Origin of the sequence: Paenibacillus allorhizoplanae (genome assembly GCF_927798215.1) — a bacterium.
Taxonomy (GTDB): Bacteria; Bacillota; Bacilli; order Paenibacillales; family NBRC-103111; genus Paenibacillus_E; species Paenibacillus_E allorhizoplanae.
On the sequence record NZ_CAKMMW010000008.1, the window covers coordinates 176,385 to 190,181 of the forward strand.

At 44.2% G+C, this 13,797-nt stretch carries 15 protein-coding genes; 6 read left to right on the forward strand and 9 right to left on the reverse strand.

The window, feature by feature from the left end; all coding sequences use genetic code 11:
• Positions 1–36: 36 nt before the first annotated feature.
• Positions 37–1,449 carry an ABC transporter substrate-binding protein gene (locus L6I86_RS15765; protein ID WP_236288537.1) on the reverse strand — a complete coding sequence of 471 codons (1,413 nt, stop codon included), beginning with the start codon at positions 1,447–1,449 and terminating at the stop codon, positions 37–39.
• A 152-nt stretch (positions 1,450–1,601) separates the two neighbouring features.
• Entirely contained in the window at positions 1,602–3,578 is a 1,977-nt protein-coding gene (locus L6I86_RS15770) for a glycoside hydrolase family 127 protein (RefSeq protein ID WP_236288539.1), read from the reverse strand.
• 379 nt (positions 3,579–3,957) lie between these two features.
• Here L6I86_RS15770 and L6I86_RS15775 point away from each other — a divergent pair, with 379 nt between their 5' ends.
• The gene (locus L6I86_RS15775) at positions 3,958–4,293 is read left to right on the forward strand and encodes a hypothetical protein (RefSeq protein ID WP_236288541.1); all 336 of its coding nucleotides are present in this window, start codon (positions 3,958–3,960) and stop codon (positions 4,291–4,293) included.
• Positions 4,294–4,295: 2 nt separating this feature from the next.
• Positions 4,296–4,424 (forward strand): hypothetical protein, encoded by a 129-nt coding sequence (locus L6I86_RS35665; RefSeq protein ID WP_276574866.1) that lies wholly within the window; start codon positions 4,296–4,298, stop codon positions 4,422–4,424.
• A gap of 82 nt (positions 4,425–4,506) precedes the next feature.
• Here the strand turns inward: L6I86_RS35665 and L6I86_RS15780 are convergent, their stop codons facing one another.
• The 4 genes from L6I86_RS15780 to L6I86_RS15790 form a co-directional block, all read right to left on the reverse strand.
• A complete protein-coding gene (locus L6I86_RS15780) occupies positions 4,507–4,722 on the reverse strand; it encodes a hypothetical protein (RefSeq protein ID WP_056608664.1) in 216 nt (71 codons plus the stop codon).
• Between the two features lie 408 nt (positions 4,723–5,130).
• Positions 5,131–5,310, reverse strand: coding sequence for a golvesin C-terminal-like domain-containing protein (locus tag L6I86_RS36030; protein WP_476739357.1), 180 nt, complete (start codon positions 5,308–5,310; stop codon positions 5,131–5,133).
• 141 nt (positions 5,311–5,451) lie between these two features.
• The gene (locus tag L6I86_RS15785; protein WP_236288543.1) at positions 5,452–5,763 is read right to left on the reverse strand and encodes a hypothetical protein; all 312 of its coding nucleotides are present in this window, start codon (positions 5,761–5,763) and stop codon (positions 5,452–5,454) included.
• Positions 5,764–5,772: 9 nt separating this feature from the next.
• On the reverse strand, positions 5,773–6,447 hold the full coding sequence (locus L6I86_RS15790; protein WP_236288544.1) for an MBL fold metallo-hydrolase: 675 nt from the start codon (positions 6,445–6,447) through the stop codon (positions 5,773–5,775).
• Between the two features lie 159 nt (positions 6,448–6,606).
• Here L6I86_RS15790 and L6I86_RS15795 point away from each other — a divergent pair, with 159 nt between their 5' ends.
• Complete coding sequence (locus tag L6I86_RS15795) at positions 6,607–7,452, forward strand: helix-turn-helix domain-containing protein (RefSeq protein WP_236288546.1); 846 nt, start codon at positions 6,607–6,609, stop codon at positions 7,450–7,452.
• 44 nt (positions 7,453–7,496) lie between these two features.
• Here the strand turns inward: L6I86_RS15795 and L6I86_RS15800 are convergent, their stop codons facing one another.
• Together L6I86_RS15800 and L6I86_RS15805 are read right to left on the reverse strand one after the other, a co-directional pair.
• Entirely contained in the window at positions 7,497–9,389 is a 1,893-nt protein-coding gene (locus L6I86_RS15800; RefSeq protein WP_420851894.1) for a rhamnogalacturonan lyase, read from the reverse strand.
• Between the two features lie 601 nt (positions 9,390–9,990).
• On the reverse strand, positions 9,991–10,629 hold the full coding sequence (locus tag L6I86_RS15805; RefSeq protein WP_236288548.1) for an RNase H1/viroplasmin domain-containing protein: 639 nt from the start codon (positions 10,627–10,629) through the stop codon (positions 9,991–9,993).
• Positions 10,630–10,848: 219 nt separating this feature from the next.
• On the opposite strand from L6I86_RS15805, the gene L6I86_RS15810 reads away from it, so the two are divergent.
• Entirely contained in the window at positions 10,849–11,208 is a 360-nt protein-coding gene (locus tag L6I86_RS15810) for a helix-turn-helix domain-containing protein (protein WP_236288550.1), read from the forward strand.
• Between the two features lie 176 nt (positions 11,209–11,384).
• Here the strand turns inward: L6I86_RS15810 and L6I86_RS15815 are convergent, their stop codons facing one another.
• Positions 11,385–11,609: a transcriptional regulator gene (locus L6I86_RS15815; protein ID WP_236288552.1), complete on the reverse strand. Its 225-nt coding sequence runs from the start codon at positions 11,607–11,609 to the stop codon at positions 11,385–11,387.
• Positions 11,610–11,929: 320 nt separating this feature from the next.
• Between L6I86_RS15815 and L6I86_RS15820 the strand changes: the two genes are divergently transcribed.
• Together L6I86_RS15820 and L6I86_RS15825 are read left to right on the forward strand one after the other, a co-directional pair.
• Positions 11,930–13,246: an FtsK/SpoIIIE domain-containing protein gene (locus L6I86_RS15820; protein WP_236288554.1), complete on the forward strand. Its 1,317-nt coding sequence runs from the start codon at positions 11,930–11,932 to the stop codon at positions 13,244–13,246.
• Positions 13,233–13,787, forward strand: a complete 555-nt coding sequence (locus L6I86_RS15825; RefSeq protein ID WP_236288556.1) for a replication-relaxation family protein — start codon at positions 13,233–13,235, stop codon at positions 13,785–13,787. The genes L6I86_RS15820 and L6I86_RS15825 overlap by 14 nt, the downstream gene beginning before the upstream one ends.
• The last annotated feature ends 10 nt before the right edge of the window (positions 13,788–13,797 follow it).

The following is a 13,797-nucleotide window of genomic DNA, read 5'->3' on the forward strand; positions in this document are numbered from 1 at the left end:
CGCTTGCTTGTTCTTAGCGGTCATCCTTCCTATACGTTATTTTTTGCCTTTATTGGCTGCTTTCAAAGCTTCGAGATTTTTGGTAATGGCATCCTTGGCGGTAGCTTTTCCGGTCCAAACATCCCCCAAGGTCGATCCCAGCAAGGTGTTAAAGTCCGTCGTATGATTTGTATAGAACCAGGCAGCGGGTCTGGCGGCTGAGGATTGCGCATAATCGACTACAGCTGACTTGTATTCGTTATACGGAGGGAAGTTCTTATTGTCGACCCATCTATGGGTAAGCGTTTCATCCGTATACCACTTTTTCAGTGTTGGCATCCAAATACCCGATGAGATAAGTCCCCAGTTGTTTTCTTCAGCTGTGTACCATTTGAGCCATTCCATCGCTTCTTTCGGATGCTTGGTTTGGGAGAATACGACATTGGCACCGCCCGTGTTGAGAGTAACCTTTTCCTTAAAGTATGGTAATACGGCAACGCCATATTTCAGTCCTGCATCTTTGGCTGCATTCAAGCTAGTGCCTATGTTCCACTGGCCGTTCGTGGCCATGGCGACCGTTCCTGCGATGATGGTACGCTGAATGCCATCATCGGTCTGTCCAACAGACAACGGGGCAACATGGTCTTTCAAGTACAGGTCCGCGACTTTCTGAATCGCTTCGATGCTGGCGTCTTCCCCGATTCTCACCGATGTACCGTCACCCGAATAGAAACCGCCGCCATTGCTGAGCACCCAGGCCTCCAACTGCCATGCCAGATTTTCGACGGATGCACCATACTGAACGATGCTCTGCGGATTAAAGCCAGCCTCGTCAGCATGTTTGCCATTCTTATCGACCGTCAGCTTTTTGGCCGTTGCTACGAATTCATCCCATGTCCATGCTTTATCCAATGCGGATGGCGGATAAGGTACTTTTGCTTTATCGAACATGTCTTTGTTGTAATAAAGGAGCAGAATTTCATTCGCAGCGGCATAGGCTACGGTTTTGCCTTGATATTTGTAAGCTAGGCTATCCAGCGGCTTGCTGTCACTTCCCGAGTACATGGCGCTTACATCATTCAACATACCATCGGAGGACCACTGGATGACGCCATCCTCCTTCAATATTCCTGTATCTGGTAATTGACCTGCCGTAGCCTGCGTATTCAGTTTGGTCATGTAGTTTTCCCAAGGAATCGCTTGCACTTTGACTTCGATTCTGTTTTGAGAAGCATTAAACTTATCCGCCGCTGCTTGGGTTGCGCTTCCTTCAGCCTCACTTCCCCACATCGAATAGGTAATCTTAACCTTCTCCGTGGAAGGAGCTGCCGTCTTCTCTGGTGCTTTTGTAGCTGCTTCTCCCGTTGGCGATGCGCTTGGTTTATCGTTATTCGTGGAGCATCCAGCCATCATGCTTAAGATCAAGACCATTGATAAGCTAACCACGAATCCCTTTTTCATTGTTTTCATATTAACCCCTCCATCATATATAATTCGCCGTCACTCCTTGATTCCTCCCGCGTAGGCGGGGAATATTTCATCTGTCTATTAAGACTGTTATATTGTGGATTGCTCCCTTCCCTCCTTGACCAGAGTTAACAAGCGTGATCTATCCTTGCACCTCATGAGGGTAAAACCGTATTTTCTCTAATCCACACTCTCATCTCGCCGCTTCCCCGGTTCGCCCAAGCAAAGTAAGGGATAAATCGGGCCGTAGTCGCTTCTAAGTGATCCTCGTCTTTCACGCGGTACAATTGATCCTTCCAGCCCTCGTCTTGGAGCCGATAAGCGGTTAAGTCAATGGTAAGCAGTCCACCTAACAAGCTGCTATCAAAGCTAACTTGATCTTCGAAGCCCGGATGGATAATCAGTTTATGTAGACCTTTGCCATTGTCGGCTTCCTCCAGGCAGTACACCATCGGCCCTCGCTGGATGGCGACCATGCCTACGGTCTCTCGAATTTCCGGATTGCCTTTCATCGGACTAACGTTCATTGCAAGAACCAGATCGACGATATCGCCAGCATTCCATTTCCGTTCGAGATGAAGATAACCGTTAAACAGGCGCATAGCGGATTCCACTACCGGTTGCCCGTTAACCCTGACATCCCAAGACCTACACCAGCTTGGTACCCGTAGAGCCAAGGAGAAGATTTTGGGCTCATCCATCTTCAGCTCGAATTTAATGTTACCGTTCCAAGGGAGCTCGGAATGCTGGATGAGCCCAACGGCGCCGCCATCCACCTCAACCGTGACTTGACTCCCAATATATAAGTGAGCATAAAGGGTATGCCCATGGAACGAGTAGATATAGCTGCCGAGAGAGGCGAGCAGCCTAGCGATATTAGGTGGGCAACAAGCGCAGCCAAACCATCGCTGCCTTTCCATCTTCACGTGATCGAAATTCTGATTCTTACCGCTCGCTTCAGGCCAAGCTTCCAACGGATTCACATAGAAGAAATGCTGTCCGTCGCGAGACATTCCGCCGATAACGGTGTTATAGAGCGCCCTCTCCAAGACGTCCGCGTATTCGCTTCTCTGCTCGATCTGAAGCATCCGCTGGGCGAAGAAGATGAGACCGATCGATGCGCACGTCTCCGCGTAAGCCGTATCGTTCGGCAAATCGTAATCGAGTGTGAATGACTCGCCGTAAGACATTGAGCCGATCGATCCCGTAATGTACATCCGCTTGTTCACGATGTTATGCCAGAGCGCTCGGCATGCCTTTAACAAATCCTCGTCTCCAGTTGCTGCCGCGACATCGGCCATACCCGTGCACATATAGACGACCCGCACCGCGTGACCTTCGGCCGTCTGCTGCATGCGAATCGGGATGTGCGCTTGGCTGTAAGATTTGTCCTTGGCTATCTTCAGCGCTTGGAAGTGAGTCTCGCCATTCCGGCGATCGAACTCTAAGTCGTAGAAGTGGGGACTCTGCCCTCTCTCGTCCAAGAAGAACTTCGCCAGCTTCACATAGCGATCATTGGAGGTGACTCTGTAGAGCTTCATTAGCGCCAGCTCGATCTCTTGGTGCCCGTCATAACCTTTGATCTTCCCATCCTCTGGCCCGAACGTCGCATCGATGCAGTCGGCGAGCTTGCAAGCCACTTCCAGAATCTTCCCCTTCCCCGTTGCCTTCTCATAGGCGACCGCCGCTTCGATCAGATGACCCGCACAGTAGAGCTCGTGGCACTCCGCGAGATTCGTCCATCTGCCTGCCTTTTCTTTGAGTGTAAAATACGTATTTACGTATCCGTCCGCATGCTGCGCCTTAGCGATCAGATCGACGACTTCGTCCGCTACCTTTTCCAAATCGGGATCAGGCATTTGCTCCAAAAGATAACCAACGGCTTCTAGCCACTTGGCCACGTCGCTATCTTGGAACACCATGCCGTAGAAGTCACCATGCTCCAATCCGGCAGCGATTTTGAAATTCTGGATGGCGTGACTTGGCTCGTTGCCTTCGATTCGGTCATTAAGTGCCTCCCACTGGTAAGGAACTACAACATCGCGAATTAATGAAATATAAGGGGACCAGAAGTCATCCTGGATTATCACATTCTTCAATTGAACGGGTGTTGAGATAGATATAATACTCATCAGGTGTGCCCCTTTTTTAAATTTCGCCTTCTTAATGAAAGCGCTACTAATTATAATACATGGGATAGCCTGGTATTAATTAAAGATTTACAACCACTTTTTTAGAAATTACAACCAATAGAAAATATTAAAAATATCCCAAATGAGCTCTCCAATTTTACAGTTCAACTCTCAACCTATCCCTTATTTCATCGATTGCGGCGCGCTTTCTTAGGCGAAGGGAAGAAACATATTATCGGGAATAACATCGGAATAGTGGATTTATTGTTTAGGCATGAACTACAATTTTAATAACTTTTGGATCAAATAATATTCGCACTTGCAATTCCCTTAATTCCGAGTATAATACTAGGTATAAAGCCGAAATGAGGTAACCGCCATGCTAGAAACCGTGAAATTGGAGCAACGCTGGAAAGATGATTATCTGGATTTGTTGAATTATGCGAAGCAAATCGGGGACGCCCAATGGCAAAACGAAATTATACAGACGCTGAGTAAATCAGCCTTATATATGCAACAAACGATACTTGAATATCAAATAAGCCAACTATGGCACCAGTTCGATGCCGTCAATAAGAAGATGCTGGAGCTATACAGACAATTGAGGGAAACAGATAACGTGTATGTCTCTTCTCGGTTGATCGAGGAAGTTTGGGGATTGAAACTACAGCGAGTTGAAATTGGTAAACAGTTGAACGCGACTTATCATAGGTAAAAATGCAAAAAATCCCGTATGCGGATTACCGCTCTACCGGACATCGGTCATGCCTATTCGTCATTTCCATGCATGCAGTCATCTGCTCTGCAGAATTGCATCTTAACGGTACGCATCAATTTGCAGATTGATATGTACTTGCCACAAAAATTCCATCGTATGAATCCAATGATAACCGAGTGTGTTCGATAACTCCTTGTATAAGGACGAATCTTACACAGCGGTTTGTTTCATTTCACGCATCATACCCATCATCATCGTCATCATCTCATCGCAAGACTGCATCTTGGACATCATCATATCCATATCCATCATGTCCGCCATTTCCATACCTTGCATGCAATCCATCATCATCTTCATGTTGTTCATTTTGCACATCATTTCTTCCATGCACATCGACATCATCATTTTCATGCTCATCATTTCCATTTGTTCCACTCCTTTCTCTCTACTTTATTTGTTTTCCAACAATTAGAAGATTAACCCATTTGAATGTTTTTATCAAGTCTTTTTCGAAAAAAATATTGCTTTTAGCTAAATCATTATGTTATATTTTAATATTTACTAAATGCCAATATAACCCCTTGGACTGAGTGTTTTAGTCGGGTTTAGTGCTAATTCATGCTTCGTACATGCTAAAATAGTACCGCCGGAGTGTGTAAGTCGATTTTTTCGACTTACGGGAGCGCTGCTTGGCCTGCCGAGCTCTCTAAGTCGATTTTTTCGACTTACGCGTTCGCATTAGCTCCGCAATTGTTGCGCAACATCTCCACTAGAGGCGCGTAAGTTATAAAGCCAAAAAAGAAGAAGCCCCTAGGCTTCTTCTTTCACTCCCTACTAAGGAGCCGGCTCAAATTTAACCGCATCCACTGTCACGTGTCCATTCGCACCCTCGTTGCGGACCTTCACATTACCTGAAGTACCTGCGTCAAACGTATAGGTACCCAGCAAATTCAACTGTCCGCCATACTGCTGTTCATCAATGTTTACCGTCGAAGTTACACCAGCATGAAGAATGTCTACTAGGCATTCGTTGCCCTATTTGCGTGAGAAGGCCACCACATATACACTCGTGTCGATAAAATTTGACATCGCGCTTTTTTGGTTACAACTAATTTTTCTAAACATCCTTGGAGAACGATTCACATTTGTTTTATATCAATCATATTTATCTTCATCCTCGCGTTCTACCCCGTCTATCATTAATTCTAACTCCGTCTCCAAATTCAGATGCAAGGGAGCAGGCAATAGATCGAAAATATCTTGGATCATATCAATTGCTAGCATCTCATCCAGGGTTTGAGGCATGGGTTCTTGACGGAGTACCCAATCGCTGACGGTATCAATAAATACATAGAACGAAGATTGGAATTGATCGGCCACTGCTTCTTTCTCATCACTTTGATACGACGTCATGGTCTGCCAGTTCTGAAGTGTTATGTCTAAAGCCTGTTTGACTTTGGGATCCATAGGAGCTCCTTATGCCTGACCTTGCGCAATTTCAGCGAGACGTTCTTTAATATTTTCCGTACAAACGCCACCATGATAAGTGATGACAGTTTCAATGTCATAGTCCAGCAGCTTAGCTACGGATTCCAGCGCTAACGGCATATCCGGCGTGAAATGAGGATTTGGAGGCATAAGCACACCGTCTTGCGACGTAAGCGCATCTCCGGAAATTAATGTTTTACTTTTTGGGTGATACAGACTGATATGATCTGGCGTATGACCAGGTGTATAAATGACCTGAATGCCCCCGCCGAAAGGAAGTTCATCCCCATCCTGAAGCGTCACATCCACTTTCGTAGGAGTAGCCAAAATCTTGCGTTTAACCAAGGGCACTTCCCCTTGAATATAAGGCTTGCCAAGTTCATGCGCCAGCACTTCGATCCGTCCCTCAGCAGCGCCCACCAGTTCTGGCAGGCTGCCAATGTGATCCATGTCTTGGTGCGTAATCATGATTTTCGTCAGCTTTTCAAAAGGAAAGGATGCTGCAGCAAGTTGGTCGCGAATAAGTTCTAACTGGCCAGGGATACCCGTATCAACAAGGATGACATCCTTCTCGTCCCAAAGTAATGCTGCATGTACGGTGAATGGATTCCCATTAACGTCCATATCCAAAATAAGTGGTTGAATTCCTGCTTGATCTGCCATTCCTGCACCTCCGAAAATTTGCCTAACTACTTATTTCCATTGTAATGGCTGGTGCATGCAAGATCAATTTTTGTATTCGAGCTACACGCTGTACCCGATTTATTTTTCCATAAAATCCTATATACTAGTAACTAAATGGGAAATGGGGGCAAAGCGATTATGACTGAGTTCATGTCTTTTTCTGCCACTGAGAATTTAACTACGATCCCCGGAAAGCTAATTTCCGGCCATTATCGCCAATCATTTGGCTACAAGGTGAAAAGGTCCAATGGTACGAAAGATTATTATTTGACCTTGACGTTAAAGGGGACAGGTTTATTTAACAACGGTAAAGAAACCTATGAATGCCACCAGGATGAGGTTACCTTAATCACACCAGGCACCCCCCATTTTTACGGAACGCCAGAGAACACGCTATGGGAGTTTTATTGGTGTCATTTTGTCCCGAAGGAAGAATGGTTACCGCTTTTACAGCTGCCAGAGGCGATTAAAGGCATACGATTTGCTCGCTTTCATTCTGAAAACGAGTCGCTTCAGGTAACTAATGCTTTTTACAATTTAATTCAATACAATGATGAAACGGATTTCTACTCAGAAAGATTCGCTATCAACGCACTTGAAAAACTCCTCCTTCTCCTGTCCAAAAGTGCCATGCAAACCGAATATCCGTTGGATTCACGCATAGTACATACGTTAGCGCTGATTACACAGCATTATAGTCAACCTTATACGGTTGCTGAACTGGCTGCTGTCGTTAACTTATCTGCTTCCAGGTTCGCCCATCTCTTTAAAAAACAGACCGGTGAATCCGTGATGGACATGTTAAATAAGATTCGACTTCGCCAAGCTAGAAAACTCATAGAAACGACTTCATTAACGATGGCCGAAATTGCGGAGGAAGTCGGGTTCAATCATCCCTTTTATTTCTCTCGCCAGTTTTCCGCTTTCTATGGGACATCCCCTGCTGTATGTAGAAAACGCATTCAACAACTAAGAATGGAATGAGAAAAAAGCGCCGGAGTGACCCGAACGCTTCTCTTATTCTCAGTTTATGGCGTGGTATAGATATTCGGCTGCGTCGGTGTAGCCATACCTGTCCCGAGATAGTAACTCGTGTGAGGCGGCTGGTTGTAAGCTACATTTTGCCAAGCGATATCCAGACGGTAAAGTGGATCATGCATTAAAGTCCAGAGGCGTGTCGTTGTTTCATAAGGCGTTGCATAGATGCGTAAAGCTGAACTGTCTGATTTCCGCCAAATGACCTCTTCACGCCAATCGCCGAATAAATCGGCTTGCAAGCTAGGATTCCCTTTCGTGGAGTTATTCGAATTGGTTCCTGTTGCGGTTAATAAGGTCGTTGTATTGAGACTTGTGTAATTCCACTTATCAATACGTCCAACCCCATTCGTGCCATCCCAATTATGATCAAGAAGCTCACGGGAAACATCGCCATCCCACCAGATACCAAAGTTAATGGAGGAAGGAGTCGTGGAGCTGATTTTGGTACCATTGATTTGATAAAGCCCAACACCATTGCTTGCCCATACTTCTTCGCCGGCATACCGTGGGTCAATATCAGCTGCCATACCTCTTCCCGTATCAGCACCTGTATTCACTCCCCACTTGATGGCTCCAGTTCCCGCATTCCACACGGCTGCGCCATAGGTAGCGCTAGTACTTTCCATCACTTTGAATACTTCGAGTCCCGCGCTGTTCGGATCCAAATCGCCGACATGAAGGGCATCGCCATGCCCCAACGCTGTGTTATATTTCTTAGCTCCGTTATCATCAATCGTCATCGCGCCATAGACGATTTCATCCTTGCCATCACCATCAACGTCGGCAGCTGTTAAGTTGTGGTTCCCTTGCCCTGCATAAGCCGAGTTGCCTGAGGTATTGCTGTCAAATGTCCACAATTTAGATAGTGTTCCACCACGCCAATTGTAGGCTACCAGAACCGTTCTTGTGTAATAGCCGCGTGCCATGACGATGCTGGGCTTCTGCCCATCCAGATAGGCGACCGTCGCTAAGAAGCGATCTACCCGGTTACCGTATGTATCGCCCCAATCGCCGACTGTGCCGCGCGGTGGATCATAACTCGTTGAGGTCAACGCCTTTCCTGTTGCCCCTTCAAAGATGGTTAAAAATTCCGGACCACTCAGAACTCTCCCCACACTGTTGCGATAATCCACCGTTGAGCTGCCAATGACTACGCCAGTGCCGTCCTTCGTTCCATCGGCTGTTTTCATGGCGATTTCCGCTTTACCATCTCCATCTAAATCGTAAACCATGAATTGCGTATAATGAGCGCCAGCTCGAATATTTTTACCCATACTAATTCGCCATAACCGCGTACCATTCAATTTATAAGCATCGACAAACACTTCTCCCGTATAGCCATCCTGTGAATTATCTTTGGAATTCGTAGGATCCCATTTCAAAATGATTTCATATTGGCCGTCACCGTCCACATCGCCAACACTTGCATCATTGGCGTTATAGGTATAGCTGACACCGTCTGGTGTCGTCCCGCCCGCAGGTTTTTGTAGCGGCACATCCAAATAGTTGTTCGCCCATGGCGTAACCGCAGTTGACGCGGTCTGCTCAACGCCACCAACAACGGCTTTAACCGTGTAACTGGAGCTCGTGGTACCCGAATTATCTTGATAATTCGTGCTTGTCGTGATCGGTGAAGCATTGAGCTTAACGCCATTTCGATAGACGTTGAACGAAGTGCTTGCTGCCTCCGTCCCGAGAAGTCGCCAACTGACGAGGACGCCCGTGCTGACCTTAACTGCCACTAGACCGCGGTCTAATTTCTCCATTTGCCTAGCAACCGCTGCGTGTGCGGAAGGTGTTTGGATACCGAAAGAAGAAATGAGGAGTGAGCTTAATGTAATGAAGCAAGTTGCTTTAATCAGTTGCTTAGCATGTTTAAACATTTCTACAACCTCCAGGTAGTCAATTTAGATCTACATTCAATTTGCCTCGGGACATCTGCGAACCTCCCGTTTCACCTCCTGCGATCGTATGGGATCATCAGTCCATTGATTGCGCTTACATTTCATTTCGTTCCTCATTATAACGTGAAAATACAAGAGATTTAATGCAGACAATAGCTAACTTCCTACACAATCCTGCTATTTTATGGCTTTGTAATAATCAACGGCTCCAGCTTCAAACAAAAAAAACCACTTTCCCAAAATAGGAACTGGTCTATACTTCCATATACATAACAAAAACCCTTGATTAACAAGGGTTTTCATGGGATGCGGTCGGAGGGATTTGAACCCTCACGCCTTGTGAGCGCCACCCCCTCAAAGTGATGTGGCGACTCTTAAGCGCTCTGTTATATTCAGTTAACATCTTGTACTATAAGGCTTTCTTTAGGTGGGATTTTGTTCCATTTAGTTGCATTAAAATGTAATCCGCTACTTGTTGACGAAATTCGTCAACAGTTCGTCAACAAGTAGCAATACAACTCTAAACCTTACCCTCGGTACTTTACTATTGTTCCTTAATAAAAACGATTACGTTGTTCCCTTATACATAATTATCAAAATATTCTTCAACGATTAAACTCGGAGAAATAAGTTCCTCTACAACATGATTTTTATTAAGAAGCTCTGTCCTTAATAGCTTTAACATATCTGCATTTGGACCTTTCCCCCCTTTAATCATATTAACAAAACCGAATGCTGTCTTTGCATAAAGTTTGATGTGGCAAGGCTGCTTTAACCTACTTATAGCGTCAATAATTCCTTCAATGATTGCCCTATTCGGGGTCAGGTTCTGTTTTGAAGGAGATGGATTCACACTAACATATTTATTCGTTTTTTCGTCAATTAGGATATATCTGTAGTATCCTGTTTTGTTTATGGAAAAACAGTTTTGATGACCGCTAATTACAATCAAAACCGTACGCATCTCCACGTGGTCTTCTCTATTTGAATCAAATTTTATTTGCTTTGAATTTCCATGCCATATCTTTTTTTGAGTTTTGTTTTCTGTTCTCTTTTTATTCGGCTCATTTATATAATTTTCAGCAGCCTCCTTTGAGTTAAATCCTTTAAATTGAGGCTTGGAGAATCCCTTTATATATTTTTGCTCGATTTCCTTCCATTTCCCCTCAAAAATCCCCGTTTCTTTTCCTCTTTTTATTGCATAGTACTTCTTAACCATTGGGCCTGTCCTCCAAATTTCAATCCAATTTTTTGTAAACATAAAACATTCGCAGTTAATGTACTGTATATTACAAACCGAAGGATATTAGATCAATCGGCGATATTATTTATAAAATAATCCTTATAAGGACTTATTTAAATATTATTTTATGATATAAGTGTCTTCATAGCTACCTCAAACTTACCTAATCTTGGTATAAGAGGTGATTGTGCAATTATGACGGGTTTACTGAAATTTGAGATAGGAAAGCAGATCAAAGCTTTACGGACTGCAAAAAAATTGACACAAACTCAATTAGGTGAGATGGCTGAACTTCCTTACACATATATAGGAGGCATTGAACGAGGAGAACGCAATTTATCAATAGATACCCTAGAAAAGATCATCCTAGCCCTTGATGTTTCACCAATAGAAGTTTTTCGTTTCATCGAAATTAATGGCCAACAACCTGAAAATAATGATAAGGATGAAGAGCTTTATAATTTTATGGCACTAATGAGCTCTAATAGCTATGAAGACATAAAATTTTTTCATAAATTGGCTGCTGACATACTAAAGCACACTACAAAAAAATAAGACGTTCCGTAATCAAATTACAGTTACATATAAAAGGTACCCGCGATTTTTTTCTCCCCAACACTATGACTTTGTAAAGATGAACTGAAAATAAAAATAGAACAACCGCTCATTTAAAATGATCGGTTGTTTTTTTTATTTAATATATTATCGGACCATGCCACCCATAAATAGTGTCACATCCAAAAATCATCCTTATTAATGGTCTGTTTAGTAAGAAGCATTGCAGCATCGATGAGTAATTTCATAGTACTTCTTGTTGGCCTGTAGCTCTCATCACTGCAAGCTTTAGTAATCGTGTTTGGAGTGAGTTTACTTACTTCTCTCACTTTTTCCTGACCGCCGTACCCTAAATGCTTATCAATGAACTCACCATACTTACTACGTTTCTTAAACCCCATTATTTTTCCCCCATAGCTGTTGGCATTATTACCTATTAAATCACAGCATGGACAAGTCTAGCGAAATATATTCGCATTTTTGCGAAAGTTGGACAAATAGTATGGCATAAGGATAGGTAACATAGACGGAATCTTCCGCACCTCATGTCAATCTATCCTTCCGAACATACTACCAAACATCCCCTCCGTTCGGACTTCCACTATGGCAATGTTCGAGGAATATACCAACCTTCATGTTAACGTGATCATTCACCCAGTTTGGAAGATTCCCCATCACTGGAACTATCCTAAGGATAACAAGCAAAGGAGGTGGCGTGATTGTGGTTTTAGAACTAGCGACAATTTCGGTCATGGCGGGATTTTTTGGATTTACGATTTTTGATAAACACGCAGCATCAGAAGCGAAGAAAATACAGCGAATTGCGGCCAACTGTGGACTGAGTGTGAGGGATGGCGGTAAGCTTGTGACGCTTCATTTACTGCGTAAAACCCACCATAAATGGGGAACTGAATACGTGTACCGATTACCGCTTGGCCTTTCATTTGAGGAAGTCCAAAAGAAGCAACGGACCATCGAGGATGGATTGAATCAAAAACGCGGCTTGCTGGATCTATCATTTGATGACCTAAAGAAAATCCAATGGAAACACGACTTGCTTGAGCAACTCAAAAATATGATGAATGGCGGGATGCGAAGAAAGGAAATCCTAATGAATTACGACGGTGCACTGCAGATCCAAGTGTACAAAGATCCTATGCCTGAGCTGATACCATTCACAGAACACACACTACAATCATGCAAAGGCTGGACAGTCTGCTTGGGCGAATCCCGAGACGCAGTGATATACCATAACTTCGAGTCGATTCCACACATGGTCGTGGCTGGAACTACTCGCTACGGAAAATCGGTGTTCCTAAAGAATACAGTGACCACGCTCTTACACAATCACCCTGAGTACATTAGATTTACTCTCATTGATTTAAAAGGCGGTCTGGCCTTCAATCGGTTCTCTAATGTCAGTCAAGTTCTCACGGTGGCCAAAGACGCTCAAGAAACTTTAATAGCGCTAAGGGGCATTCATGAAGATATAAAAAGGCAACAAGTAGAATTTCTTTCTAAAGGCTTTGAGGATGTTCGTGAGGCTGGATATAAGCATCGTCACTTTATTGTGATCGATGAGGCAGCCGAAATTTCTATCCAAGGAGAGCCACTCAAAGAAATTAAGTTAATCAAGTCCGAGTGTGAGAAAATCATTGCCGAAATCGCGCGGATCGGTGGCGGCCTCGGATATCGCCTTATTTTTTCCACCCAATACCCAACAGCCGACACGCTGCCAAGACAGGTCAAACAAAACTGTGATGCCCGGCTTTGCTTCAAGTTGCAAACAGACACTGCCAGCCAAGTGGTCTTAGATGAGTCCGGTGCCGAGAAACTTCCCTTTGTCAAAGGGCGCGCCATATATCAGACTGATCGCAAGTATATCGTTCAGACCCCATTCATCGAGAATCAGTTCATAGATCGCATCATAAGGCCCTATATCACGATTAAAGCACGAAAGGAGGAGTACTATGAGGCAGGTACAGCAAAACAAACTCCTGAGGGAAGAAGCCATACTCTCATCATTGAAGAAGCTTGATTATTTAAGTCGTGGGCAAATACAGCGGCTTCATGATCTTGGTGGAGATAGAAACGCTCGCCGAGTTTTAAATAATATGAGTGAGTTTATAGCGAGTTTTCGTGGAGATACAGGTGAAAGCAACTTCTACTTAAACAAAACAGGCAGGGAACGTGTCGGATCCGATGTTGTCCGTCAAAAATCAACACAGGTTAACCATTATCTGATGAGGAACGATTACTATATCCGATTCAAACCGGATGATTGGAAAAACGAAATGAAACTGAGCGTAAAAGACGTCGTTACGGTTATACCTGATTCTTACTTTCTACTCCAATTGAGGCGACATTTTTTAGAGGTAGATCACCTGCAGCACATGGTAAAGAATCGGGATAAGATCGAGAAATACAAGAAATTAAAGTCCACCTCTGCCGTTCAAGATAAGCTGAAATACTTCCCTAAACTGGTATGGGTCACAATGACGGAAAACCGAAAGAAACAATTACTCGATTGGTGTGAAGGCCTTGAAACGGTAGTATACACATGGGATGAAATCAAATAGGAGGAATTCA

What these genes read in the sequence shown, in the direction of transcription:
- L6I86_RS35665 (WP_276574866.1), top strand. Translation starts at nt 4,296, where the DNA reads ATGCAAAAAATCCCGTATGCGGATTACCGCTCTACCGGACATCGGTCA.
- L6I86_RS15775 (WP_236288541.1), top strand. Translation starts at nt 3,958, where the DNA reads ATGCTAGAAACCGTGAAATTGGAGCAACGCTGGAAAGATGATTATCTG.
- L6I86_RS15800 (WP_420851894.1), bottom strand. Translation starts at nt 9,389, where the DNA reads ATGTTTAAACATGCTAAGCAACTGATTAAAGCAACTTGCTTCATTACA.
- L6I86_RS15785 (WP_236288543.1), bottom strand. Translation starts at nt 5,763, where the DNA reads ATGGATCCCAAAGTCAAACAGGCTTTAGACATAACACTTCAGAACTGG.
- L6I86_RS15795 (WP_236288546.1), top strand. Translation starts at nt 6,607, where the DNA reads ATGACTGAGTTCATGTCTTTTTCTGCCACTGAGAATTTAACTACGATC.
- L6I86_RS15765 (WP_236288537.1), bottom strand. Translation starts at nt 1,449, where the DNA reads ATGAAAACAATGAAAAAGGGATTCGTGGTTAGCTTATCAATGGTCTTG.
- L6I86_RS15780 (WP_056608664.1), bottom strand. Translation starts at nt 4,722, where the DNA reads ATGGAAATGATGAGCATGAAAATGATGATGTCGATGTGCATGGAAGAA.
- L6I86_RS15790 (WP_236288544.1), bottom strand. Translation starts at nt 6,447, where the DNA reads ATGGCAGATCAAGCAGGAATTCAACCACTTATTTTGGATATGGACGTT.
- L6I86_RS15770 (WP_236288539.1), bottom strand. Translation starts at nt 3,578, where the DNA reads ATGAGTATTATATCTATCTCAACACCCGTTCAATTGAAGAATGTGATA.
- L6I86_RS15805 (WP_236288548.1), bottom strand. Translation starts at nt 10,629, where the DNA reads ATGGTTAAGAAGTACTATGCAATAAAAAGAGGAAAAGAAACGGGGATT.
- L6I86_RS15815 (WP_236288552.1), bottom strand. Translation starts at nt 11,609, where the DNA reads ATGGGGTTTAAGAAACGTAGTAAGTATGGTGAGTTCATTGATAAGCAT.
- L6I86_RS15810 (WP_236288550.1), top strand. Translation starts at nt 10,849, where the DNA reads ATGACGGGTTTACTGAAATTTGAGATAGGAAAGCAGATCAAAGCTTTA.